Below are 26,717 nucleotides of genomic sequence, written 5' to 3'. Positions count from 1 at the left end.
GAAAATTTCCTACCACCGGGCGACGATCGTTTCAGCGGCGAATGCGCCAACTCTTGCCCCTATGAGACCGCACCCACACACTTCCACGATTCACCCCACGGTTCTCCACACACATTCAGCCCGTGCACGGCGCTGTAGACACGGAATGCAGACCACTCCCATGAGGTTCCAGTTTCCGGAACACTGCACGTCAACACCGTAAACTGCCCACTCTGCCTACCACTCATCGGTCCACGCTCATGTTCACCAACACTCTGAGAATACGGGCCTTTGCTACCTGGATTCTGATCGGCGCTGCTGATACGATTCGCTGCATGGACTTGTACGTGTCGCAACCGCGCGGATACGCGGCGAATTTCCCGCGGCAGATCATGCGCGTGGCCAAGCTCTACCAGTCCGGCTTTCTCGACGACGACTCATCGGTCTGGATCAACACCAACGCCATCAGTCCAGTGTTCTGGTGCTACAACGGCCGCGGTACCGCCATCTACTGGTTCGACGCTCCCACCGCGGGTAGCGTCCGCATCACCAGGGACCGGGTGCGCTGGGCATCCTCGTACTCCGGCACCCAGGACTCGCCCCTGCTCGACCTGTCACTTGCCAGCCTGAACGTGCTGAACAAGGACTCTCGACTGACCTTCGTCGTCGACAACACCTTCCACGCTCCCGGCGCCACGGTGAACATTGCCGAAGGCCGCGAATCAGACACGATGGTCGGTGGCTACTGGGAAGGCTCTTTCGGGATCGCCGTGCTCGACCTTCCGCGCTTCGACCGCACGCAGCTCCCCAGCCTCACCGAGTCCCGCCGCGACTACGAACACTCCCTGGCGCGCTACCAGGGGCTCCAACTCCTGTATGCCGGGATGAAAGCGGAAGGTAAGTCACGCGTGGTCGACAACACCGATGACTACCGGGTCACGCTCAGCCGAGAGGTCCTCGGCGCTCTCACCCAATCGCTCGACGCATTCTCCACGACTGCCTCGTCGATCTCCGAGACGCTGTTCACCGATCACACCGACACCGCTGAAGACGACTGACCTTCAGGGCCGGTTGTGCGCGGCTCCTTTGTCACCCCTGCGTGGGAAGCTCACGCATGCCCGGGGACTCCTGGGCATCCATCCGCATATCAGGGGGAATCGACGTGCTTTTTGCTTTCATCCAGCAGGGCGGCAGCGGCTTCGAGTGGTACCTACATGTGCACGACACACTCGCGTCTGCCGAGCGCCACGTGACGTCGTGCGACGAGGGCGCCTACCGCACGACCGAGATCGTCGCCATCGACGCCGACACCGACCTCGACGCGCTCGATGACCAGGTCGAGAACGAGATCGGTTACGAGGACTGGGGCATGGCCAACGAACTCCTCGGAGCCGTCAGCGCTCCCGACCCCGGGTAAGCACGCCGCCAGATCGCCTGTGCCGGTGGAACGCTGATCTCCTAACGCCGTTCGACCCGAGGCCAACCAGGGACCGGCAGCGGCCCGAGCAGGACCGCGAGACCGACGCTCACATCGCAGCCGAGCCGCAGCAGAAAACAAGTCAGGGTGTGGTCGAAACTGAGTTTCGACCACACCCTGACTTTGTTGTCCGCGGTGGTGGCTTCCTGGCGTAGTCAGCCACCACTGCGGCGGATCGCTAGACCGCTCCCGGAGGCGGGTTCCCCTTGGACAACTCGGGCCACGGCTTCTCATCGGGAACCTGCAGCAACGGGTAGTGCATCCACTGCGGGTTGTACAACTGCCCCAGACCGGGACGGCGGCGAGCGAACTTCGCCGACTGCTCGCTGCCGGTGAAGCCAAACACGGTGCCCTGCACACTGCCCGAAAGCATCAGCACGCTGGCGTTGCCGTTGATCAGGTTCGACACCGTGGGCCGGTTCGACTGCACCGCGTTCTGCAGTTCGGCAGCGTTCAGCGTCATCCACAGTCGCACGCCGAGGTCGTTGCGTTCGGAGAGCAGTCGGGTCAGCTCGTCGGCGGGCCCGGTTCCGAAACCACCCGAACTCATCAACGACGCTCCTGGATCGCCGACGATGAACAGTTCCGGTCCTGACCACCAGCTGCGGTTCTTCAGTTCCGACGCTGTCATGGTGTCCGGGTTGGTCGGCATCCGCTCCTCGACCTTCTTCTGGATCTCGGTCAGCATCGGAGTCACGTTGTTCCGATCGGCGGTGTACGCGCCCAGCATGCCCTTGGCCATCAGGTGATCACGTTCGGTGAGCAGCTGGTAGCCGGTGTCGATCATGAACACGACCGCTTCGCCAGGCTGGTAGGTGTTCATGATCCACCGCAGCAGCCACCGCAGCGCCGTGGTCTTGCCCGAGGTGCCGCGGTCACCGGCGAGAATCAGGTTCGCCGACGCCGCCAGGTCCTGCGCCGAATCAGGCATGCCCACCAGGCTCAGGTCCTCTGCCGAGATACCCAGCGGAACCATGTACCGCAGCCGAGGATCGGCACGACGCGCTGCCTCGTAGGCCTCGGCGAACATGTCCGCGTTGAGGTCCTTGTCGACGGTCACGATCTGCGGTGCCCGCTCAGTGGTGGCCGAGGACAGCTCCGCTCCGAGCTGCTCGATCGCCGAACGCCAGTCGTGCTTGTAGCTCCACTTCGGATTCGATTCGTTCCGGGTCAACGTCGGGTCCGGTCCATAGGCGACACTGTGCGGCATCATGATGCGGCCGTGAAGCCCCGTGGACAGCTCCAGGACTCGACCTGCCTCGTCGGCGGGCATCGCTTCCTTGATCTCGTTCTTCAGCTCGTAGCTCGGGTACACAATCGAGCCCGCGCTGACATCGTTGGCCTTCAGATGCACGATCGACGAGAACTGCGGGTCAACCTTGTACGACAGGGTGCCGGTTCCGGCGCCGACGATGACGTGCACCCCCAGCGCTGCACCCTTGGACAGGATCTCGACGCTTCGACGCTGACGGGTCTGGGTGACCTCGTCGTCCTCTCGGAAGAACGTGTCCGCGTGATCGATGACCAGGATGAAGTGCCCGTAGGGATCGTTGGCGACCGGATCGCTCTGCTTGGACTCCCAGTAGGCACCGAACGAGGACAACCCACGCTCCTGCATGATGGCCTGTCGCGTCTCGATCACGCGCAGAGCCTCGCCCATGTACCGCTCGATCCGCTCGCTGTCGTCGGCGGCGCGTGTGGCGGTGGTGTAGCCGCCGACGTTCGGGAAGCCTCGCATCTCGCTGAGCTTGTTGCCCGCGTCGATGATGTAGAACTGAGCCCCCAGAGGGCCGACTTGGACGGCCGCGGCCGCGATCATGGCCTCGATCGTCATCGTCACGCCCGTCCCGCGGTCACCGGCGATGCGCACGTGCGCTCCGGCACCGTCGAGAACGAGGGTGTACGGCATGCGTGCGTGTTCGGACGGGTCGTCCAGGACGCCGATCGTCAGTTCCATAGAGGTCATCTGCTGCTGCAGGCTTCGGTCCGACGCGTGGGCCATCACCTCCGAGAACGGCAACGGCCGAGACAGCGTCGGCAGCCACATCCGATGCGGCGCCGGAATTGATTGCTCCGCGGCGATCCGGTCGACGAGGACCTTCTCCATGGTCGGCCGCTCATCGAACCCGGAGACGACTTCGGGTTGTGCCGTCACTGCCGGGATCGCCTCAGCCTGGGAGGAACTGACGATGGCTGGTGCGGCGTGTTCGCCGACAAGGTTCATCGAGTCGAATGCCGCGACCGCGCTTCCATCGGCCACTTCCATCGCCAGCCGCATGGCGCTGAGTCCGGCCCGCCCGCTGCCGGTGTTTCCTCCCGTGGTGCTCACCTTCGCTGGCGGCGAGTATTTGGCTTTGATGTCCCACGAGCGGAACAGCACGCGGTCGTTGTCGGGAACCTTGCGCCACAGGTAGGCGTCACCGGTGTGGATCTTCAGGTCCGCCGCCGCTGGGCTCTTGATGACAGCCATCGAGTTCGACGTGTCTTCCACCGCCAGCGAGATGCCGTAGGTCATGTTTTTCTTCGTCGCACCGATGATCGAATCGTCGATGAACTGACTGACCAGCAGGAGGTGCATTCCGAGCGCTCGGCCGACCTGCGCAATGGATTCGAACATCCCCAGGTACGAGCGGTTGTTCTGGATGAACTCTCTGAACTCGTCGGCGACGATCATCAGGTTGGGGATCGCTTCCAGCCCGAGTTCGGGCTTGGCTGCGCGCAGCGTCCGGTACTCATCCAGGGAGTCGCACTTGGCCTCGGTCATGATGAGGCGCTCGCGGCGCTCGATCTCGCCGAGCACGACCTTCTGCATGCGGACGAGCAGGTGCTTCTCGGATTCGAGGTTGGTCACGACCGCCTGGACGTGTGCCATCCGGTCGTATCCGATGAAGGTCGACCCGCCTTTGAAGTCCATCAACAGGAAGTTCAGGCGTTCGGGGCTGTAGCGCGCGGCGAGGGTGGTCACCAGACCACGCAGCAGGTACGACTTGCCCGCGCCGGTGGTTCCCTGCGCTGCACCCGAGGGTCCTGTACCGCCCGCTGCGGCCTCAGCCAGGTCCAGCTCGACCACGGTCGAGGTCTTGTTCCCGCTGTCGTCGAGTTCGTTGCCGACCAGTGCGATCGTGTGCCGATCGTGCTCGCGTTTACGCCATCCGATCAGTGGGTCCCAGTCCTCGATCAGACCGGTGACACCGAGCGCCTCCAGGAGCGTCTGGACCTTCTCCGGGGTCGCCGCCGAGGTGTCGACGGAGTCATTGGTCGCGCCCCATCCGACGGGCCGGTAGCCACTCATCGCTCGGACGAACACGCCAAACTCCGCTTCGCCCATCTGGTCTGCTCGGGCGATGTTGCGGTCGATGCCGGTGGAGATCATCAGAGTCGAGTCACCTGCTGCTGCCCGCGAGCGGACGGACTGGACTTCGTCCAGGTACAGCGTTGCTTCCTCGGTCACGGCCAGCTGCGCCGGGGCGCGGCCGACCCACAGGAACGTCATCTCTCCCACGCCGCGGCGGTCCAGGCCGGTGGGCAGCACCGCGGCGTCGTCGCCGTCGGGCAGATCGACGATCACCAGGACCTTCGAGGGTGCTTGTGCGCCGGTCTTCAGTGCAGCGTTCGCCGCACCGAGGTTGAACATTCCGCGATCGGCGCGAGTCTCGGCCGTTTCGGTCCAGAACTGTTCCATCGAGGTGTAGATCTGGCGGCGGACATCACCGGTGGGCTGAGCCTTGCGTTCTTGGGTGTGCGGGAGCCACTTGAAGCCTGACCAGCGGGAGCTGTCGGGTTCGTCGGTGACGAGGATCAGCGTCAGTTCCAGCGGAGAGTGGTTGAACGCCAGGTTCGCCACCATCGCGCGCACCAGTGCCAACGACGGTTCGTAGTCGCCGTCGACCTGGTAGAAAGCGGCGCGTTTGAGGTCGAATCCGATCGGCATGTCGGTGACGAACCGCTGGAGCCGCATGAAGGCTCTGTAGGCCGAGTAGGTGACCGGTTCGAGGTTCTCCTGGATCTGCTGTTCGCTGACCTCCACCCGGGGGTCGAGCAGCGTGGTGCCCAGCCCCAGCCTGGCAGACATGTACGGGTTGTAGGTGACGCCTGCAGCCGATTCGGTGTCGTTGACTTTCACGCCCGATTCGGTGTTGTGCCGGATGGCCCACATGCGCGGAACTCCCGCGCCGTCGCGATCACGTGAGGCGCCGGACTGCCGGTGGCCTACGAGTGAGTGCAGGACCGCGGGCTGGGGGAAGAACGTGCGCTGTGCTTGGAAGAGCGTCTTGGCCTGCTTGTGAACGAGTTTGCGGGCTTCACGCAGCTCCAGCAGGTAGTTCCGGACGGCGGAGGCGATCTTGCCGACGCCGCTGCCGACGCCACCACCGGCGGCCATGCCCATCATCATGACCATGCTGACCAGCATCATCATCATCATCGGGTTCTGGGCGAGGGCGCCGGAGGTGACCATCCAGGCGAGCATGCCGAGCATCAGGACCGGCATGAGGAACTTCATGATCCGCCCGGCGATCGGCGGCTTCTCGTCCTCGGGCCGAGCGAGAATGTTCGGGACGGTGATCGGCTGGCCGTCGAGTTCGATCGGCTTGGACGGTGGCGGCTTGTACAGAGTGGGCTTCATCAGTTCAGCTCCTTGCCTTCCGGCGCGGGTCCTTGTGCCTGGTCAATCGGGATCGTCGCGTGCACCACTCGGGCGTTCTCCGGCGACAACGTGTTTCCTGCTGGGAGTAGCTGCAGAGTCGGCCATGGCACCGGTGTGGGCTGGGTCGATCCGAGACCGAGCTGTCCGATGACCTGGTCGATCGAGGTGTCTGCGTCTCCGGCGAGCGCGTACCGCACACCGTTGTCGGCGACCCACCACAGCTGCCCTTCCACCAGGGACTTGTCGGTCGATCCGCTGGCAGTGACCAGCCAGCCGCGGCCGGGTGTTGTGTAGAAGGCGTCCGCTTGCGGCGTCCGGGTCCGGGCGGGCAGCAGCCACGCCGCGTCCTTGCGGGCGCCGGAGGAGACCGGCAGTCCCGGTCCGGCGGCGAACGCGCCACGGATCTGACCGGTTCCGGTCCGGCTCCACCGGTAGCACACCGACGTCGCGTCGGATTTGATCGTCGGCACCGTCCAGGGCCACCCGTCCAGTTCGTCGTCGGTGGTGTGCGGCGCTTCGTCGACGGTCTGCTTGGACACGCCGCGGAAGGCCTGCGAGCCGGTGCTGAGCATCATCTGCGCGGTGAAGGTACCGACGTGCTGCAGACCGTCGTCCAGGACCAGCCACCGTTCGGGCTCGTCGAGGCCATCTGTGGTCAGGATCGTCCCGACGGTGTAGTCGCTCATCGCTGTCGAGGTCTGGCCGTCGCGGGTGAAGCTCGGGCGCTCGAAGGTTGCGCGCGGCGGGATCGCGGCGATCACCTCGTTGCTGACCGGTGCCGCGTTGTCCAGATCGGCGCTGGTCAGCCGGAGGGTCGACAGCAGCGAGTTGTCTGAGCTGTCGATCTGCATGCGTCGGCCGCCCTGGAGCAGCCAGGTCGACCGGACGTCGTCGCCGCCGGTGATCGAGGTGGTCTTGCTCGACACCAGAATTGCTGTCGAGTCCGGGATGAGGGCGTCGGCCGGTGCTGCGTCTTCTCCGGCGACCACCAGGGTCGTGGCATCGTCCGAGCGGGTCAGGTCCAGGGCTGAACTCGCGTCGTATTGCGAGCACACGGCCCACACCACGGGGTCGTCGGCGCGCGCGGACATCTCATCGGGTGCCGACGGGATGCCCATGAGCTGTCCGCGGGGGAACTTGGCCAGTTCCTTGTCGCTGACGTTCTTGGCCGAGGCGTTCGATCCGGTGATGAGTCGGGCCGAGGACAGGTTGGTCACCGGGTGGACGCGGCCGTCGACGACGACGAACCGCGCCCCAGCCTTGGTTGCCAGGATCGGTGCGTCACCAGCTTTGCCCGCTGGTGAGAGCCACCCGAAGACGGCGCCGCCGACGGCCATGAGCGTCACCAGGCCCACGGCGATCCAGGTGGCCGATCGTTGCCGATCGAAGGGTGATCCGAAGTCGCGGACGTCGCGGCTGATGAGCGCTTGTTCGATGCGCTGGACAGTCAGCTTGTAGCCTGAGACCTGCAGTTTGTCGGTACTTCGCCGAGCACCTGGGTGCTTGAATGACCTGCGCGCCACGCGTCTGGCCCCCCTTGTTGTTCAAACGACTCACGCAATTGCACTGATAATATCAGATGCTATGAGTTGCGTTTGAGGATCTCCACCGCAGCCGTCACCAGGTCGACCGCTTCGAGCCGATCGAGCGCATCATCGGTCAACGACTCCAACTCCATCGACGCCAAACGGTCCGAACGCAGCTCCTCAGCACGCTCAACAGTCATCTCCATGAACCGGCCATTACCGGCCTTGTCGATCGGCGACAACCGCTTGTCGTTGCGCACGTTCGGCGTGTTCTGCTCGATCGCCCGCTCCAACTCCAGCAGCGCTTCCTTGTCGACCAGGCTCCCCCGAACCGTCGCGATGACCTCTGCGATCTGAGCCAGCTCATGCGGACTGTACGAGCGGAACTTGATCCACCGCTTGAAACGGCCCTGCATACCCTCGTTGACGTCGAGGAAAGCCTGGAGCTTGTCCTCGTAGCCCGCGATGATGACCACCATCTCGTCCTTGTACCGGATCATCTCCGTCAGCAGCAGGGTCACCACCTCCTGACCGAACGGGTCAGCCTGACCGGACCCGCGATCCTGAATCAGGTCATAGGCCTCGTCGATGAACAGCACGCCGCCGCGGGCGGACTGGATCACCGCCGCCGCCTTCTCCGTCGTGTGACCTTCGTACTTGCCGATCAGATCCTTACGCGTGACCTCCACGAAGTTGTCCGACGGCAACACACCGTAGCCACAGAGGATCTTCCCGATGACCCGCGCGATCGTCGTCTTACCCGTCCCGGGAGGACCCGAGAGCACCATGTGCCGCGACGACGCCATCACCTCTTTGCCGCGTCGCTTACGCTCGGCGTCCATCCGAACAGTGTTCTTCAGCGACGCCACCTGCTGCTTGACGTCGTCCATGCCGATCTGTCGATCCAGCTCCTCCTGAGCCTCAGCCAACGCGATCTGCTTGGCGTCGGCGGACTCTGTGGCGAGCACGTGATCAAGCAACGGCTCGGTCGCCGCATCCCAGTAGCTCGTGCGCTGGGCGATCAGATCCTCACGAGTGATCGACAACCCAATACCCTCATCGGCCTGCGCCCGCACCAACTCCGGCAATTGGAACACACTCACACCGGCACCGAACAGTTCCTGAGCTGCCGTTTCATCACCCTTACGGCGACGGATCAGCCCACCCAGATACAGAGCCCCCGCGGCCACACCGGGGAACACCCCGGACATCGCCGTTTCACCCATCTTCTCCAGCACCGCTTCGGCAGCGTCGATCTGGTTCAAGTGCGCGAATGCCGTCGCCTGCAAGAGGCTCCCCAACAGCGCCAACGCCTCGTTACGCTGCGGGACACCCTGGTTACTCAGGGCGACCGCGTCATTGTCGGCGAGCAGCTGCTGCGACCCCAGCTGCGAGGTCGCCGCACTGAGATCTCCCCACCGGCGACTCTTCAGAAACAGCAGCGCCCACGCCGTGGCGATCGCCGGGTGTGCACGCTCAGTAGCGGCGTGCTGCTTCAGCAGGGTCGACGCTCGCTCGAACTCGCCGTTGTTGATGCACACAATCGCCATGGTGCCGGTCAGATCGTTGACAGTCGTCACCTTCTGGTGCAGCCCCCAGCCGATGTCGTAGGCCAGTGGGACCGCGAACGGCATGATCGCCATCTGCTCCGGCGGTGTCCCCGGGAAATAGGTCTGCGCCGCCTCCACCAGCAGTGCGCCCCACGTATTGCGGGCTTCCCACATCTTGACCACGTCCGCATCGGTGATCAGGCCGCCGTTGCCCTGCATCCTCGACCGCGCCAACGCCATCAGCCGCCGGGTGTCCGCCTGCACCCACCCGGCCTCGGCATACCCTTCGTCAGCCCACGCCGCATGCTCGATCGCGAGCGACTCGTTACCACCCCCATTGGGGGTGGCCATGATCTTCCACGCTTCGTAGAAGTTCTCCAGAAACTCACTGGTCGCCGTAGTCATCGACGGACCTCCCCTGTCTTGGATCGTGTTGAACTGTTCAAGTCTCTGCTATTGCGAGCGGCAACGAACATCGGTGTGTGCGCCCACTGTGCCGCCGCAACGGCGGGATCAGTTTGGGTCATCTACTCATGCCTCCCGGCCCGTGATCACGATGCTCGACATCGCGAAGCTGTCATCCTTGCCGCGGCTCGCGGTCGGCAGTGATCCCGACCGCGCACCCTTACCGGGCTCGGCCGTCGACTGCACCATCAGTGTGACCGTCTGCGTCGCGATCGCGTTGACCTTCAGTCGAGCACCCGTGCGCACCGGATTGATCTGCTGCACCATCTGCTCGTCACCAATGCGCCACAGAATTCGGGTGACCACCCGGTGCCGCGTCCACTGATCGATGCCACTGCTCTCGACGTAGTTGTACCCCGGTGTCACCTCGATCTCGTTGATCACCACGGGCCGTTGGAACGTGATCGTCATCAGCGCTCCATCGATCCCGTTCGCGCGCGTGCACACCCACGCATCACGCTTCTCGCTTGTGAACGCCAGCTCCGGTCGCGTCGATCCGGCGGGGCAATCAGACTCCACCGAGTCCGGCACCAAGACCCCTGCAGTCGACGAGGTCGTCTCCTGCGACGGTGTCTCCACCGCTGTCACGACTTCGCCGCCGATGGGCTCACTGTCGGGAGTCTCTTCCCCGCCGCCACCGAAGCACTTCGAGACGCCGAACAACAGCACGAGCACCACCACGCAGGCGCCGCCGATCTGGTACAGCATCGGCTGACGACGGAACGCACCCCACGCCTTCTGCGCCTTCTCCGCAGCGACCTCTTTACCGCCGGGACGACGAGCTGAGTCCGCATCCGAGGCACCGTTCTCTGCGCGCACCGCGGATTCATCAGGGACAGCCGATGAGGCCGCCGCCGACGCGTCAACTGCAGCGGGTTCCGGGCGCGCGGGCGCATGCTCAGGCGCCACAGGAGCGGCAGCGCGCGGGGCGCTCTCTTCGCGTTGGGTCGCGCTACTGGAGGGTTCGGTGATGGTGGGGATTCGGTCGCCGGTAGAGGCGGGCAGTGGCGTCACCGGTGTCGGTTCCGCGGGCGAGTCCACTTCGCTCCCCTGGTTCGCCAGCGCGGAGGTGAACATGTTCGCGACGAAGTCGTCCGAAACAGTGAACCCCACCGGCGCAGGCGGGGTGGGCGCGGGCGGCGTCGGAGCCGGTGGCTGCGCGCGCATCACACCGTCAGTCGAGACCTCGACGCTGTCACCCTCATGGGCATCGTCGCGCTCGTCGTGGCGCGGTCGGTCGTCAGTGGACACAGGGTCCTCCCCCAGTGAAACCAGAGCGGGAACATCCAGCTCGATTTCGTCGTCGAGTTCATCGGCGCCTGCGACCCCGACGTGTTCCATCCGGCTACGAGCACGGCGCGCTGCTGCACGTTCGGCGGCCTCCACCGATCCGACCAACGGCACGGCGTCTGCGGCTGCCGCAGCTGCCGCATCAGCGGCCCGTTCACGCTCAACACGCTCACGTGCTCGCGCACGGTCGTAATCGGCGAACATCGAGTCAATGTCGACGTCGTCGTCGAGTGACATGTTCGCCAGTCGGTCAAGCTCGTCACGAGCGTTGCTTGCCATCGGTGCTCGGCTTCCCTCCCCCGAACGAATGCAATCGCAGTTCCCCCTCTGCAGCGCGCCACGACCATGGTCGAATCGCGGTCGGCTACAGAGATGACTCCCCCGGAAATTACGCACCGATAGTATCATGGAGACATGAAGAAGTTTCGGTCGCCGCAAATCCACAGCCGCCTGTTCAGCCAAGAACGCTTCACCACAACGCTGCAGTGGGGGTTCTATCTCGCCCTCACCGCCGTTGTCATGAGCACGCTCAGTCTGATCATCACCGCCACGCGCACCACCCCCCAGCCACCCGACACGACCGAAGCGTTCAACCGCATCAGCCGTGCACAGTTCGTCGCGCAGAACTACTTGCGGTTGTGGCTCACCGCGACCGAAGCAGACAAGGCTTCATTCAAAGTCATGCTCTCGGATCAGAACGCCATTCCCAAGCAGTGGGCCACCGACCCCTTGCAAGTCAGCGACGTCAACACCGCCAACATCGAGTCCCGCACTGCCGAGGACGGACAGACCGTTCAGTGGAGCTTCATCATCGGCGCCACCATCACCACTCCGGGCAACGACAACGCCTCCCGAAACTACTTCGCGATCACACTGATGGACCGACCAGGAACCGCCATCCGAGCCGTCATGCTGCCGCGCCCGGTCAACTCCATCCGACCCAACATCGCCGTCACTCTGGACTACCCCAACTCGGTTCCCGCCACGACAACTCTCGGCGCCGCCGTTGCGAACTTCGCCAACGCGTACTACACCGACCAGACCGGATCGCTGCCTAGCTACACCTCGCGCGAGTTCCACCACGTCCCGATCGTCGGCACCCCGTACACCTCCACCGAGCTGATCTCGATTCGCTCCACCACGCCGTTCACCAAGACCGCCAAGGAAGGCACAACGCTGGACGTCATCGCTGAGATCAAAGCATCGATCTCCGCCTCGTCATTCCAGACCATCTCCGTCCCGATGCGAGTCAAAGCGATCGAGAACGGACAGTGGGTCGTCGACGACCTGACCGACTTCGTCTACTACAGCAAGGCCACCGAAACGAAGTAGCCTCGCCGCGCACCGAACCGCAGCCACGAACGGCCCCGAGCACACCGCTCGGGGCCGCTTCTATTGCACCAGTCGCACTCGTCCGCATCTCACATCTAGACGCCCCCAACGGACTCCCGTGACCGCCGCTGACGCGCACCACTACGCACGCTTCACGCTCCCGACCTGAGTGCCGTCGACCACCGCAACCGACCACGCCCCTTGCCCGCTGAAACCCCACCACGAACGACACACGAACGCCGCCACCCAACCAGCTCTGGGTACGCGCATCCCAGCACTACCGGCAGCACCCGTAGCGCACAGAAGAAACAACAACTGTGCACACGAATCAGCGCACGCTCTACTGCTCACATCCGGCCCCGCCATACTCCACTCTGCACTGCACTCCTCATCGCCGCTCAGAGCAATTATCGCCCACTCGCTAATGCACTCCGAATGGCACTCCAGCCTCACTGCCCCACCGGGAGTCCCAAAACTGAAATACACTTTGACCTGCACTAATATGGCCACAAGTCACCGGAAGGGCACCCTCCCACCCTCCCACGACCCCTCAAATCAAGGCACACAGCCACCCACTCCCGACCGGGCGATCAGAACGCACTACAGGCGGCACACGGTCCTTTTCCGGATTGGCGTTGCCCATCAACGCAACCAAGCGTTCCCAGTTCCCCACCACGCCGCGATCGATCAACCATTCCCCCCGGCGCAGCGCCCAACGGGCAGAGCCGACGCTGCAACGCAGCCTCGCTCGCGCACCTTCCACAGACCCTCCGCGTCCAACACCAAGGCCAACTTGCGACCGACCACGCACCCGACCGCCGAAGACACCTCACGAGCAGCCGACGCAATCACCCCTGCAACGCATCACCGACGCGACGGCGTTGCCACGCACCTGAACCGTCCAGTGGGGCCCACCAACCCGCCAACGCAAAGGGCCGCCGCCGACAATCGGCGGCGGCCCTACAGAGCAACCAGATCCAACACCAACAGTGCTGCTACCTCGCGGCGGCGTCCTCTTCTGACGTCGACTCAGCCTCTACTGAGAAGATCGATTCGATCCGTCGAACACTGTCAGCAGTGAGCAGAATCTGACGCATCTCATCGGTCAGCTCCACACGGCTCTTCAGTTCCAGACGCCCCAACGCCTGAGTCTTATCCGACAGCGCATCGACCTGTTCCTCGGTGGCGCACAGGTACGTCCACGAGTCCGTGTGCGAGGCAATCGGCCACAGTCCCGTCTCGGCGGCAATGCGCGCCGCCTGACGACGACCACGCCGCCGCGAGCCCGCGATAATCGCGTACCGCCACATCGGTTGAAAGTGCTGATGCTTGTACTTCGACGACCACGCGTCCTCGTTCACCAACCGACCGACGTACGCCTTGTACATCGACCCAATCAGCCCCTTCGCGCACCGATCGCCACTCTCGATCGCAGCCGCCCGTCCCTTACGCAACAGAGACGCCCACGCTTCAAGCACACGCCCCTGATGCTCGTACACGTACGCCTTCTCGATGTCGAGAGACCAGATGTCAATATCAGCCCCACCATCGGCCAGCGGGGAGCACAACGTCATCAACGATTCGGTCGTCAACCACGCCTGCACCGCACGGTCCTGACGCATCACCGGCAGCGGCAACGGCATGTTCGGCTCGGCGAAGATCTCACCTCCAGCAGGCACCGTCACCAACCACAAACCGAATGGAATCTTCGACCCCGACAGATGCGCCTCAACGCCAGCACGATCGAGCAGTTCAGCGCTGCCCCACCCGAACTCCTGCATCCCCGCCGAGGCAAGATACGACGCCCGCTGATCGACGGTCACCATGAACCTCGCGTCTGCGACTTCATCCTCACTGGGACGGCGCGACCACAACAGCTCAGCTTCGACCGGGACATCGCGATCAAGCAACGACGGCCACGGCGTCGGAGCATCGACATACGCACCGACACCGGTCTTCTTACGACGCTTGTAGATCTGGTCAAGCAACGCTGCCGCAGTGCCACCAGAGGTTGCCGACGGCAAGATCTCGAACGTGTCCATCATCCACCGCAGACGCCGCGCCAACTCCCCAGTGGTGCCACGCTCATCCTGCGGAGGCATCGTGTCCGCAGCGGTACTCCCCAGAATCCCGTAGTCGTTCTTGCTCGACAACGTCCACAGGTACGGCTCAACAAATACGTTGATCCGAAACCAACTCGTCCGTCCGTTGCTACCGGGCCGCGCCGACTTCAGATTCACCAGCGGGCCGCCGCGGAACTCCGACTCCTCTCCCGCCCCCAGCGCCCACCCGCGCTCGCTCAATCCGGCAGCCATCAACTCACCGCTGATGCGCTCAGAGAGCATGCGCTTGGCTTTGCTCAACACCTCATCACGCGAGAGGTCTGGGTTGTCGAGTTCCTCCATCACCGCGTCGTCGGCGTAGTCGAGATTCCACCCCACTGCCGCCGCCACCGTCTCCCCGACGATCCACACCTGAGGCGAGGCACCCAAGGGCACCAGACGTCCCTCATCGCGGATCATCTCCAGCAGTGCAAGCAGCTCGTCGGTCGACCCTGGCGCATCGCCCACGCGTGCACCGAACACAGTGAAAGTGCCGCGCGAGTTGATCAGCAACACGTGGTGCTCCGTGCCTCCACGGCCACCCGCATTCGCCTGACGCCCACGACTCATGATCACTGCCTTTCGCTCGCACTTTTCGGGTCCACCAAACCGATCACCGCGGGGCCGCATCGCGGGCGCGGTGAACACCGCCCCGAGACCGGAGCGGGCACGCGATAGGAAGCTGCTCGCGCAGCAACCCCTACTTCCTCTTCGAGCGTTGCGTCGGCTGCTCGGGGTACGCCAGCTCCAGCGCCGCACTCACCAGCGCACGACGCGAGGGCGCGTTCCACCGCTCGACCAACGCGTCGAGCTGCTGGTCCTCCTCCGGTGTCATTCCCGTCAGGTTCAGTCGATCCGTCTGTTCCTTCGCCGTCGACTCCGCAGCACGCACCGCCGCCGACAGCCCGGGGAACAACTCGCCCGCCTCTGCCGGTGCGGGCTCGGCCCACTTCGTAGCCAGCGCCGCCGCGTTGTCGCTGATGGCGAGCAGCACCAGCTGCAGGTAGCCCAGACGGGCCTGCGCATGGTGAGCACGCACGCGCGCGGCCACCTCACGGGGCACATCGACACTGGTGCTCAGCGTCTCGGTCCGAGCCGCCCTCGCACGCCGAACGCGCGGCCGACGCTCGGCCCGAGCCTTCGCACCGGCAGTGACGCTCTCGCGGCCCTCAGGAGCCCCCTGGCGGGCTGTCGGAGCCTCGTCGACCTCGGGGGCCACCGACGGCGCTTCCGGTGCCTGAGCGCGAACACCGGCAGCAGGGGTCGGCAGTTGCGTAATCAGGTCAGTCAGCGACGAGTCCTTCGCCGTGTCCGCGAGGTTGAATCCACGTGCCCTAGCCATGATCAGTTCTCCTTGTTCTGCTCGGTCTCACCGGACGCCGCCGCGTCGCGGGAGAATTCGACGACCCGCCCGACGATCTCCTTCGTCAGGTCCCGATAGTCATCAACCAGTCGACTTGCGTCACGTGACCAAAGGTCCCCTCGACGCAGGCTCCCGGCTTCGACGCGCTCCTGGAACACTCCGGTCCGGAAGTCGGCCGGGACCAGGTTGTGCTTGCGCAGATCCCTCGCCAACGCCTGCTGCAGGGTGATCGTCGAGTCGAACACCGCAGCGGACTCCCCGCCGAACATTTCGACGATCTGGCTCGACGTGGCGGCGTTGCGCTTCGTCGCCTGAGGATTGACCGCTGTCAGTACGACACCGAGCAATCCGATGTCAGTCACCCCGCGGGAGTTCAGCGCTTCCATGCGCGTGCCCAGGAGCTTGACTCCGTCGATGCTGCCGTCGTCCTCGCGGGTGGGCATCACCAGCCAGTCGGACAACGCCATGTATCCATCGAGCATCAGAACATCGCCCGGTCCGGCGTCGATCACGACGAAGCTGTAGCCCTCTTGGGCAACGAGGTCGCGAAGGGCTCCACCCAGGTTCGTCGCGAGCGTCGCGTCCCCCGTCGAGTTCACAGTGACTGCCTGCGAGGCCAGCACGGCTGGAATTCCGGCCAGGTGCATGCCGCCTGCAATGACGTCGAGGTTCTCTCGCGCCGGGATCGGGGTCAGCGGCACACCGTACTGCATGGTCATCGCCAGGCCGCGGCCGTGATCCCCCTCGACGCCGTAGTCGCGGGCTGTGACGTTGCCCTGCAGGTCGCCGTCGACGACCAGTACGCGCAGGCCGTTCGCCGCCAGCTCGGCGGCCGTAGCTGAGGCCAGCGAGGACTTCAGGACGCCGCCCTTCTGGCTGGCCACGAGGATGATGTGCGCAGCGTGGGCGGGAGTGGGGTTCTGCGTTCCGTTCATGAAAATTACCCTACAGTACTATCACCTTTCCGTGCAAGCTCACCGGCAGGTTTTCTTACCAATTTCCGTTCCGTTGACCGGGCCGGGTCCACCCCCGTGGGGCCACCCTGGAATCGTGCACTGACAACTCCCTGGTTATCGATTGGTCTCCGCGCACTGGACCGGCACCGTGAGTCGACATTGGAACCTTCAAGTCACCATGACGTTGACCTCCCGTAGAACACCACATAGTTCCAACCGATGAACCAGCGCACTTCACCGCAGTGGTACCCGGTTTGGCACTCAGCCGATTAGCCGGACGCTTCACTCCCCGGTTCCACAGTTGCCTTCCATCACGTTTTACGTCCCTAGTGGCCAACCCGTTTCCCGCTACTGAGCCTTCCCCGTTCACCCCACTGGCAGCGTGCCGCTTCCTAGTTTGGTTCCACGCACCTATCCCTCCCGCTTTGCCGCCCCGGTTTACACCCGCTTCCCACCCTTGCTCTAGCCATGTTCCCGCCCCGTGTTCCGTGCCTGTTTGTTTCCCGGGTATTTGCCATGGTCAGCTCCCGGGTTTCGCCCACGGTGACGTTCCGCGCACCGTGCCCACTACCCGCCCCAGCTCTTGCTTGTGTCGCTGGCCCGGTTCCGCCCAATGGCAGGCGCACGCATCCCAAGCAGGGAGTTACCAGCTCTCACCGCCCGGTCTCGATTCGGTTCCGCACCCCATGCACTGCCCCACTCCCCCACACTCAACGCTGGGCTCAGTTCCCAGTGCATCCAGGCGAAACCTGCACAGGGGCATACCTCGGAAGCCCCGCTTCGGTGGCCGATCACAACCGTGTGAGTATCCGAATGATGCTGTACTACAGCGCAACTCGGCACCACAGCCCATTGCCCAACCGCAGTGGTTAGGTACCGCTTGCTGCCGGGAATCTGCCTTTCACGCAGCCTCTCGACACCGAGATCGCAGCGCCCGCGCATGGCTCAGCCAGAGCCGCTTTCACCTGTTCCGCCCTCCACGTCCGCGAGAGGGTCGCCAGTGGGAAGGACGCCCTCGCACCTTCTCGGCGCCTTTGCACCACTCTCCGCAGCCGCGCGAACAGCCGAGGCCGTCCTCCGCCAATGCCGACGTTCCGCATACTCCGAGTGCGCGGCAAGAGCCGCCCCAGTTCGAGTGTTGACAAGCCCTACTCTGACTGCGAACTATGCCCAGCGCTTCGCAAGATCCGTGTCACTGATCGCTGAGTGTCGCGCCGTACGTCCTCGTATCTGCTCGACTCATCCACTGCCTGAGTGTCGCCGTCGGATGCAGGATTCAGTCGTACCGGTGCCACCAGTGAGCCGTGAATCTGGGGCCAGAACCGACGTGAGTCACGTTGCACTGATGGTTCCGTGACCGACGCTACGGCGTGACAGTCGGCGACCCATTCTGCATGTGTTGCGCACTCTCGCTTGTGCCGTCCGGCGGCCGAGAATCGTGAGATTATCCTCCGTCACAGGGACCCAGTTTCATCTTGTAACGGACTCCAGATTCGGTTCCTCCGTGGCGTGCAGCGGCACGTATCTGGGCCTCGTTCAAGCGGCAAGTCCGCACGTCTGGGCCCACAGTAACGGCGTCATAGCCGCCCAGTTCCGACTCACATACGCTCGATCCAGACACCCTGCTCGGCGGCGCTGATCTGTGAGGTCAACGCCGAACAGCCGTCGCTCAACCCGAACTAGCCGTCACAGTGACGTTTCGTGTGTGTGCACTTACATCAGGCCCTGTCACGGTCCGTTTCAACCTATATGCGGCCTTACGGTCCGGTGGGGCCACGATGCTCTAGATTCTCTACTCATCGTGGCCGAAACTCAGTTACGGCCACATGTGTGCAATGTTGTGGCCAGCTAACCACATAGGCGCGTTTCGGCAACTCATTGGCGAGTGCGGATTGGCGGTGGTCGAATCGCCTTCTCGGACACCGGGCTGATGAGGCAGGTGTGCGTCAACGAGACTTGTCGCGGTCCTCCTCAGGAGCACACGTCGCGCCCCGCACGACTGGACGGTTGAGCCAGCAAGGCCGCTACGACGTTCTCTGTTGGCCGTTGGCCAGGGGAGCCCGCAGTGTCCCGGCAAGGTCACGCCGCCGCTGTACCGGCTCCTGCAGGAGGTCGACGAGAGTCCTTCTCGTCTAGCCTCCTGGAGCCGTCAGGACGCCTCGGGCATCCCTGGGGTACGTCGACGCCCGCCGGGCCGTCAGGAGGCCAATGAAGGCATAAGAATGGCGGCTGCGCGAGGTGCGCAGCCGCCATGGTTGAGCGGGTGGGGGAGAGGGGCTATTCCCAGGTGACGTCCCAGTCGCTGATGCTGTCCAGGTGCATCCCCAGATCGTCGGAGAAGCCCGCAAAAGAGGCGTACGAGGTCGAGGCGTGTTCGGAGATGATCGCGAGCGCGTCGGCCGTGCGTCCCGTGACCAGGGCAGCCGCCAGTTCCATGGCCTGAGCAGGGGGAATCTCGGTCGAGTCGGACTGTCGAAGGTTGATCGCACGCTGCTTGCTGGTGTAGCTGTAGCCCTTCTCTCCCGGCATGCGAATCTCAACGCTGGCTCGCAGCTCCACGACCGGGGTCTTCAGCGTGCCGCCCGGTGTCATCATCCCGCCGCGGATCATCCGTTCACGGATGCGCGCGGCGGCGACCAGGTCGTTGGCAATGCCGCGAAACGACGTCTGACGACCGAGCATCCACTTGCGCACCGACGACACCGACCGGCCGATCATGGCCGCGATCCCGTCGACACCGCCGTTGGCGGCGACGAATCGGTGGCGCTCCAACGCTCCCGCCAGCTCGACGTTCGGCACCCGGTCGGTCTGAGCCCACCGCCGCAGCGTCCGCGGCGACGGCGATCGCCCGGTCACCACTCGGGCAATCCGCGTGATCTCCGCATCAGACAGGGAGGTACGCAGGTCACGCACTGTCGTGCCCCGATCGAATGCGCGCTGCTGGGCGACGAAGTCCTCATTCCGCAGCACGCTGACCAGCGCGGACTGCGCGATCCCGACCGTCCCAGACTCGCTCGACACAGTGCGGCGACTCCGATCGCCAAATCCTGGCGGGAAACTCTGCGGCATAACGCCAACCTCCGCGTTCACATACGAGCCATAATCCGACTCGCACTATCGTATAAAACAGTCATAGCCTGCACCGGAAGCGGTGCAGGCTATGGAGACCTATTCGGTGAGCATTACGCCGCTACGCGTGTCGCCAAACGCTTGAGCTTATCGGGACGGAAACCCGACCAGTGATCGTCACCGTCGACGACAACTGGCGCCTGCAGGTAGCCGAGGCCCATCACGTAGTCACGCGCGGTGTCGTCCTCAGAAATGTCGATTACCTCGTACGACACCCCGAGCTTGTCGAGCTGCTTGTGCGTCGCGTTGCACTGAACGCATGCTGGCTTGGTGTAAAGAACGACACTCATTTCGGCCTCCCGATCCGGTCCTAATATCTTCATCAATGCTATCCGATATAGCCACATTATGCAACCGCAATACCGTCTAGATATTGGCAATCAAACCGACGCCAATCGAGTCCGAAGGGCGGCGATAAATATCGCGTCGAAATGCCTCAGAACTCGGCTTAGATTCCGACGCGTATTCACCGACCAGGGGAGTCGACGTCCCCGTCGACACGGGACCTCGTACGCGCACGTGCACGGGTCCATGCCCGGACTCTTCCCGGGTACCGATCCGGGTCGTCACCACGGTCTGCGCCACGGAGAACTCCCTGGTGGGGGCCATGGGCCGCTCCAGGTGGGCGGCTCGCTGCTCTGGGTTGCGCGCACGGTGGCGATCCGCGGTGGGAGCGTGGTGGTCAGAGCGAGCGGTGTGGGCGGCAGGCGTGGTCCAGTCGGCGGGTGGCTCCGATGCCGGGATCGCGGTGTCCCAGTCGATCCGGCCGAGGCGCCAGGCCAGATACGCTTCGGGCCGGTCAATGCGATCCGGCCAGGTAATCGACGCTTCACGAGCATCGCGGTTCAGCTCGGCGACGACGTCGGCGGCGCTCCAGCGTCCTGCGTCGATGCCGGAGGCGGCCACAACGCGCCAGATCCTGCTCAACCGTCCTACGCCGACCTCCAGGCCCCGGCAACGCCGCAGGAGGCCAGCCACGAGCCGTTTCACGGCCATGCTGATCGACCGCACGGCACCTGGACGCTTGGACGTGGACTTCTTCGGCGTCCTCGCCTGCTCTCGCGCGCGCCGCGCGCGCTTAGTGAGTTCCTCAGGAACAGAAGAAGAGATCTTAGAAGAACCACGCGAGGGTAGGGGGTCAGCAGGAACCATCCCCACGGGGATGGTCAGCGCGAGATCGCTGGCGACTCCCCGCTGCACGCCGCCGTGATGCCTTGCCGCAGCATCGATTTCAGCTGTGGTCAATCGGCGGCCGACAACGAGAGTCACCGCCAGTCCCATCGACGTCAGGACGCGCCGCACCCGCTTGGACACGGACTCGGACACTCCAGCCTGCGCGGCGATGCTCGCGTGGGCGAGCGTGCAGTGCCGACCGGTTCGGCCGTCGGCGGCCTCGGCGCATACCCGAGCGACCTGTGCGACCCGATCGGCGGTGACCGAGTGCTCGGCGAGGGCCGCCGCCCCGCTGGCGCTGGCGATCTCACGCTCGACTGTGGCAAGCCATGATTGGCGCGACGGCCAGCAGGGGATCGTCGCCGCCGGGGCTCCGTCGGCGGTCACTTCGGCGTCAGGCAGGTGCCAGGACCGTTCACTGCGCTGCTCAACGACGGCGACCTGCTCGACCGCGGGCCGGTCGGCACCAGCCAGCAGAAGCTGCAGAACCACGGAGCTGATCATGTGCAGCCGGATGGGCAGCGAAAGCTCAGGAGGAACGAGCTGGTTGAGAATACGATCAGCCGCCCGCACCACCGGATGGGTAGTGCGGGCGGCTGATGCCCCCAACTCCTCACGTACGTGCCAGACTCGCTTCAGCGTCGGCAAAGTCAATCGCGGCGACCCCTCGAAGCCATGATTGACGACGCTAAACCAACGGTCCAGATCAGCAGTGTTGCCGAACTGCCCGACCAGATCCCACCCCCGTGTGACCTGGGAGTACGACACGTTGTGGCGACGGCACACACGCCGCATACCACAATCACTTGCGCCCGGAAAAGAGCGCAGTGTACTATCAGAGTTGCCGACCAAAGCAACCCTCCTAAGGATTCGTCCGCGGGAGGACTCGAAGCCCCCCGGTTCTTATGCCGAGGGGCTTCGCTGTTTCACAAAGCCGCACCTGGGCATCGCTATGAAAGTGTTCGGTACCTCGTCAGTGCGTCAGGGAGCGGCAGCCCCCGATCCCAAGCCCACAGGGACTTGAACGCCGATGGGGAACAGGGCGTTTCGGATGACCCGAGAACGCCGAGACTGAGGCATGACCCGGACCTGCGCATCGGCGATCTGGGCCTGGAGGGCAACTGCTGCTTCAGTTGCTTCGGTGAGGCTGCTGAAGGACACCGTGGACTGCAGCGGGACGCCGGAGACCGTCACGGCGAGCCAGAAATCCGTGGCCGCCATCACGCGGCCGCAGCGGTGTAGTGCCGTGCTCGACCCGTCAGTTCGGGGAGGTCAACGGCAGGGGAGTAGACGGGCTGCATCGCAGCCGAGAACGGCGTCGAAACTCGCGACGAAATCGAACGGTAGTCCGTTTCGGGATCGTTGCAGGAGCTAACGCCTGGGGCGTATGCTGAAGGCACTGATCGGCCCTTCCCTTATGTGGCTAGGTTCGGTGGTCACTCCGTTGAGGAGTGTTGGTTGTGGAAGAGAGTGCGAGCTTAGGGAGCTGGACACTTCACTAAGGGGCTCGTACTTCTCACATATTCAAATATCGAGGTTGGCGTCATCTGGTGGTTCGGGTGGCGCCATCTTCGTGTTCTAGGCGGCCTGGTTGTGGCCGTCGTACGCTCGCTTCACGCTCTTCAGCCCCACGCCGGTGGCCTGGGTGACTCGGGCTCGGGGGAGTCCGGCCTTGGCCAGCATCTTCACGCGGCTGATGGTGAACTCCTCTGCGCTGAGTCGTACAGCCTGAGACCTGGTCACAAGTTCGGTCGCATGAGCCAGCTCTTGGAGCTGCTTGGCTAGCTGCGCGTCCATCCGGTGTCCCTCCTCGCTGAAACCTACGCTGGTTTTGTTGTTCTGTGCCGTCATCCTACGCGGGTCGGGGGCTGTGGTGTCAAGCACTTCGCCGCGGGGCCCGTTCGGCGTGTCGCATGGATGCACCAGCCGATCAGGAACGCCCCACTGACCCCGTGGCGATCGCCGCGGGATCAATAACTCGCCAGAACTGACCAAAAAACACCTCCACCGAAGAGCGTACGTTCCAGCGCCAAATAGGGCAACATATGACTCCCGCCGGCCAACGCCGAACCCCGCTCTACCTGCACCGTTGCGTACGACGCGCCCACACCGCCAGACCCCAGAATCGGTCCTAGAACGCGCAACAATAATCCAGGAAATCTCGACCATTCACACCGCGACACAGGTCCGGTATATTCGACCATCACACACCCACCCTGTGGCCGAAACTCCGAAACGACCACCACGACGCCTAGAATCAAGCCAACTCGCGTGGCCGAAACCCCGTTCCGGCCACACGCCCACACAAACCGACAAAACAACTGTGAGGAAGACCACACACCATGGATGAGCAGCGCATCCCCGACGAGGCCCTCATCGCCCTGGCCGACCTCGCCGACCACCAAGCCCGCGAAGCCCGCGCAGAACAGTTCGAACGCGACGTCAACGAAGCCAACGTCGAGCGCGCCATCCACCTCCGCGAGGAAGGCGTCTCACTCGCCGCCATCGCCAACTCCCTGAACATCGACGCCGCCGTCCTCGGCGCACGCATCCTCCGACGCCGCAGCGCCACCGGCACAGCACAACGAGCCATCGACTACCGCAACGACAGCATCGTCCGCGCCTACGAAGCCGGAATGAGCCCCAAAACCCTCGCCACCACCTTCGACGTACGCACCGACGAAGTGTTCGCCCTCCTCAACCGCCGAGGCATCACCATCAGCCGCGCCGAGCGAGACGAGGCCCGCGATGGATAGCCCCTCCCACCACCCCTACGAACTGAACACCCTGGTCAACGAAGCGACCAACGCACTCATCCGCCTCGACGAGCGCATCGCGAACCTCGGGGCCATGACCACCCCGATCGCCAACGCTCTGGCGGCACTCGAAGCTGCACGAAGCGCCGCACTCGACCACGTCCACTACGCCGCACACCCCATCGCCTCGGCACTGCTGACCAACGACGCAACACGCCACCCCGTCGCACGACTGACCAGCGCACTCATCGCCGCACACGACCCTGACCGCACGCGCGACCCCATCACCGCACTGACCCAGGTCAACACCATCGCAGCGGGAAGCCCAGTCCACGCAGGACGTCTACGACTGCACCCCGCAGACCCACACTCCGTCCTGCCCACAGCACCGCACTCGACGGAGATATCCGACCAGCTGACCGCCCTCGGCGACTGCGTCACCGGCCACCTCCGCGCCCACCCCATCGGCACGATCGCCTGGGCCCACACCCGAGCACACGCCCTCGTCCCGTACGCCCACGCCTCCGAACAGACCGCCCGAGCCTGGACCACATACCTGCTCGACCGCGCCTCAGTGACCTTCACAATCCCGGCCCCACTCGCCACCGGACTGACCGCAGACACCCACCACCAGCTCCTGATCGCCTACGCCAACACCGACCACGAAACCCTCACCGAGATCACCGCCCAAGCCCTCCTGCAGGGCACCGTCACCGCCGCAAACTTCGCCGACGCGCTCCTGGCCGAAGCCGCCGCCATGCGCGAGACCCTCACCCACGCCCGCATGCGCAGCAACTCCCTGACCTGGGCTGCAGCCGACAATCTCATCGCTCACCCCGTCACCCACTCCGCCCACATCGGCGCCCTCCTCGACAGCGACCGATTCGGCGGACACGCCACCATCGCCAAACTCGCCGCCCTCGGCATCCTCGAACCAGACGCCCGCGACACGCACCACGCACCCCGCATACTCACCCTCTGGAACACCGCCATGACCAGCCCCTGAGAATCCGCTCAGAAAAAGTCCCCACCAACAGCGCAAATATCAACGGCAGATACCCGCTACAATCAGCCCGAGATACACGCACCAAACACAGGGGGGAACACCACATGGCAGAGAAGACCGTCGTCGTCCAGATCGACGATATCGACCGCACCACCGAAGCAGCCGAACGCCGCCACTTCGCCGTCGGCAACAAGCACTACGAAATCGATCTCAACGCCGAGCACAGCGCAGCGTTCACCGCAGCCCTCGCGCCGTGGATCAAGCACGCCCGCAGCGTCGCCAACCCGGCCAAGACCGAGATCACCAACCTGCGCATCCGGCTCTGGGCGATGAAGAACGGCCACCCGATCAGCCTCACCGGCCGCATCCCCAACAAGATCATCGCCGCCTACAACCAGGACTAACCGACACCCGGCCCGCACATTCCAGTCGCCGGGCGGCCTGCTTGGGGGAGCAGCCCGCCCGGCGACCGGGATATCACCGGCGCCACGTGTCCGAACCCAGCCGTAGTCTGAACGCCGTGAGCACCACAGCCTTCGGAGAACGCGCCCTCAACGAGATCGTCGAGGACATCCTCGCCCGCGGCGACGCCGCAGAATCAGCCGGGCTGGAAGTCAAATCCGAACTGGACCTGACCAAACGCGGTCTCGGCATCGCCAAGGCCGCCAAGTTCATCCTCGGCGCGGCCAACCGCGACATCGCCGTCGCCCAACAGTTCTACGGCGGCCGAGCCATCATGGTGATCGGCGTCGCCAAGGACCAGGCCCCCGGAGTCGCCCCCGGCGTGGAACCTCACCAACTCGGCGACCGGCTCCGCGGCTACTTCGCCGACGCCGAGCCGCCATGGGACCTGCTCCGCATCCCAGCCCGTGACATCCCCGGCAACGAGATCCTGTTCCTCATCGTCGAACCACCTCAACCTGGTGACCCGATCCGCGTCTGCAGCAAGGACTTCCAACCCGCCGACAGCGCAGACCGCAAGCACGCCCTCGTCGACGGCGGCATCTACGTCCGCGACAAGAGCCAGACCCGCACCGCGAACTCGGCCGACATCAAACGCCTCGCCAACCGCGCTGCGGCAACAACCACAGCCGAACCGACCATCGACGTCTCGACCACACGACCACTACTGGTCACCGACGAGTCCGCCGACGACGGCCGTGAGCGCTGGATCGAGATCCAGGAAGTGGCCTACCGCCGGACCCGTCCAGCCAAGCCGCGAAAGCGCGAGGTCTACGCGCCCTACGTCCCCCCGTCGGACAAGCACCGATACCGACCGATCGACGACGTGATCGCCGACGGTATCGACAACGTCAACCAGAACTGGCCGGATGCCCTCGACTACTTCACGCAGGGGCTCGGCGGCGGCAACTCCGTGACCATCGAAGTCAGTGAGTTCATCAAATCCCCCGAGTTGATCCTGACCATCCCCGACGCACAGGCCTACTGGTACGAAGAGGCCACAGCCGATGGCATCAAAAAGGCCCTCCCGCTACTCGTGGTGCCCGACGAGGACGACCTAGTCGCAAGCCTGATTCGGACAACAACCTACTTTCCACCGGCCCCGTCGGCACCGCCCGAGTTGGACCTGGAGATCGACTACAACGACGACGGAGCACTCATCCTGACCTGCACGCCGCCGTCGCTTCGACCCGGCACCCCGTGGGTGAGCGAGGAACTGGCGATCTACATCGAATCGACAACACCCGGGCCCCGCGAAGTCGACGCAACGTGGACTCTCACCGGAGAAGGGCTGGGCTTCGTCCAGGGAACGACCACACTCTCGGTCCATACGGAAAGTCCCTCACTGCAGGAATCCGTGGCGAACGCTATCGAGATATTCGCACAGGGCCTCGATAGCGATCCCGGCGACGACAACCCCCTGACCGCAATAGGGGAGTGAACCCAACGCCTCAGAACGGAGCAGATTCTAGGTGATAGTATCGGAACTGATTGGAGTGTTGACCA

At 64.3% G+C, this 26,717-nt stretch carries 18 protein-coding genes; 7 read left to right on the top strand and 11 right to left on the bottom strand.

Annotation, left to right across the window (positions count from 1 at the left end):
- Positions 1 to 314: 314 nt before the first annotated feature.
- Positions 315 to 1,037, top strand: a complete 723-nt coding sequence (locus WFK36_RS22050; protein ID WP_336794327.1) for a hypothetical protein — start codon at positions 315 to 317, stop codon at positions 1,035 to 1,037.
- Between the two features lie 104 nt (positions 1,038 to 1,141).
- Positions 1,142 to 1,396 carry a hypothetical protein gene (locus WFK36_RS22045; protein ID WP_336794325.1) on the top strand — a complete coding sequence of 85 codons (255 nt, stop codon included), beginning with the start codon at positions 1,142 to 1,144 and terminating at the stop codon, positions 1,394 to 1,396.
- Between the two features lie 238 nt (positions 1,397 to 1,634).
- On the opposite strand, the gene WFK36_RS22040 is transcribed toward WFK36_RS22045, so the two are convergent.
- The 4 genes from WFK36_RS22040 to WFK36_RS22025 form a co-directional block, all read right to left on the bottom strand.
- Entirely contained in the window at positions 1,635 to 6,080 is a 4,446-nt protein-coding gene (locus tag WFK36_RS22040) for an FtsK/SpoIIIE domain-containing protein (RefSeq protein WP_336794323.1), read from the bottom strand.
- Positions 6,080 to 7,624, bottom strand: coding sequence for a type VII secretion protein EccB (gene eccB, locus WFK36_RS22035; protein WP_336794322.1), 1,545 nt, complete (start codon positions 7,622 to 7,624; stop codon positions 6,080 to 6,082). Before eccB ends, WFK36_RS22040 begins: the two co-directional genes overlap by 1 nt.
- Positions 7,625 to 7,683: 59 nt before the next feature.
- Positions 7,684 to 9,582, bottom strand: a complete 1,899-nt coding sequence (locus WFK36_RS22030) for an AAA family ATPase (protein WP_336794321.1) — start codon at positions 9,580 to 9,582, stop codon at positions 7,684 to 7,686.
- 126 nt (positions 9,583 to 9,708) lie between these two features.
- A complete protein-coding gene (locus WFK36_RS22025) occupies positions 9,709 to 11,211 on the bottom strand; it encodes a hypothetical protein (protein ID WP_336794319.1) in 1,503 nt (500 codons plus the stop codon).
- 135 nt (positions 11,212 to 11,346) lie between these two features.
- Between WFK36_RS22025 and WFK36_RS22020 the strand changes: the two genes are divergently transcribed.
- Entirely contained in the window at positions 11,347 to 12,264 is a 918-nt protein-coding gene (locus WFK36_RS22020; protein ID WP_336794318.1) for a hypothetical protein, read from the top strand.
- Between the two features lie 995 nt (positions 12,265 to 13,259).
- Here WFK36_RS22020 and WFK36_RS22015 read toward each other — a convergent pair.
- The 7 genes from WFK36_RS22015 to WFK36_RS21985 form a co-directional block, all read right to left on the bottom strand.
- Positions 13,260 to 14,936 (bottom strand): hypothetical protein, encoded by a 1,677-nt coding sequence (locus WFK36_RS22015; protein ID WP_336794317.1) that lies wholly within the window; start codon positions 14,934 to 14,936, stop codon positions 13,260 to 13,262.
- A 130-nt stretch (positions 14,937 to 15,066) separates the two neighbouring features.
- Complete coding sequence (locus tag WFK36_RS22010; protein ID WP_336794316.1) at positions 15,067 to 15,708, bottom strand: hypothetical protein; 642 nt, start codon at positions 15,706 to 15,708, stop codon at positions 15,067 to 15,069.
- 2 nt (positions 15,709 to 15,710) lie between these two features.
- Positions 15,711 to 16,664, bottom strand: coding sequence for a ParA family protein (locus WFK36_RS22005; RefSeq protein WP_336794314.1), 954 nt, complete (start codon positions 16,662 to 16,664; stop codon positions 15,711 to 15,713).
- A 2,298-nt stretch (positions 16,665 to 18,962) separates the two neighbouring features.
- Positions 18,963 to 19,706, bottom strand: a complete 744-nt coding sequence (locus WFK36_RS22000; RefSeq protein ID WP_336794313.1) for a hypothetical protein — start codon at positions 19,704 to 19,706, stop codon at positions 18,963 to 18,965.
- A gap of 161 nt (positions 19,707 to 19,867) precedes the next feature.
- Entirely contained in the window at positions 19,868 to 20,104 is a 237-nt protein-coding gene (nrdH, locus tag WFK36_RS21995) for a glutaredoxin-like protein NrdH (protein ID WP_336794312.1), read from the bottom strand.
- Positions 20,105 to 20,180: 76 nt separating this feature from the next.
- A complete protein-coding gene (locus WFK36_RS21990; RefSeq protein WP_336794311.1) occupies positions 20,181 to 21,755 on the bottom strand; it encodes a hypothetical protein in 1,575 nt (524 codons plus the stop codon).
- An 810-nt stretch (positions 21,756 to 22,565) separates the two neighbouring features.
- Positions 22,566 to 22,784, bottom strand: coding sequence for a hypothetical protein (locus WFK36_RS21985; protein ID WP_336794309.1), 219 nt, complete (start codon positions 22,782 to 22,784; stop codon positions 22,566 to 22,568).
- 545 nt (positions 22,785 to 23,329) lie between these two features.
- Here WFK36_RS21985 and WFK36_RS21980 point away from each other — a divergent pair.
- The 4 genes from WFK36_RS21980 (at position 23,330) to WFK36_RS21965 (ending at position 26,652) form a co-directional block, all read left to right on the top strand.
- Positions 23,330 to 23,743, top strand: coding sequence for a hypothetical protein (locus tag WFK36_RS21980; RefSeq protein ID WP_336794308.1), 414 nt, complete (start codon positions 23,330 to 23,332; stop codon positions 23,741 to 23,743).
- Positions 23,736 to 24,749, top strand: a complete 1,014-nt coding sequence (locus WFK36_RS21975) for a Fic family protein (RefSeq protein WP_336794307.1) — start codon at positions 23,736 to 23,738, stop codon at positions 24,747 to 24,749. The genes WFK36_RS21980 and WFK36_RS21975 overlap by 8 nt, the downstream gene beginning before the upstream one ends.
- A 104-nt stretch (positions 24,750 to 24,853) precedes the next feature.
- Entirely contained in the window at positions 24,854 to 25,153 is a 300-nt protein-coding gene (locus tag WFK36_RS21970) for a histone-like nucleoid-structuring protein Lsr2 (protein ID WP_336794306.1), read from the top strand.
- A 116-nt stretch (positions 25,154 to 25,269) separates the two neighbouring features.
- Positions 25,270 to 26,652 (top strand): hypothetical protein, encoded by a 1,383-nt coding sequence (locus tag WFK36_RS21965; RefSeq protein WP_336794304.1) that lies wholly within the window; start codon positions 25,270 to 25,272, stop codon positions 26,650 to 26,652.
- Positions 26,653 to 26,717: the final 65 nt, after the last annotated feature.

Source organism: Gordonia malaquae (assembly GCF_037148075.1).
GTDB classification, from domain to species: domain Bacteria; phylum Actinomycetota; class Actinomycetes; order Mycobacteriales; family Mycobacteriaceae; genus Gordonia; species Gordonia malaquae.
Note: the sequence above shows the minus strand (reverse complement) of the source record. Positions and strands in the feature narration are given on the sequence as shown.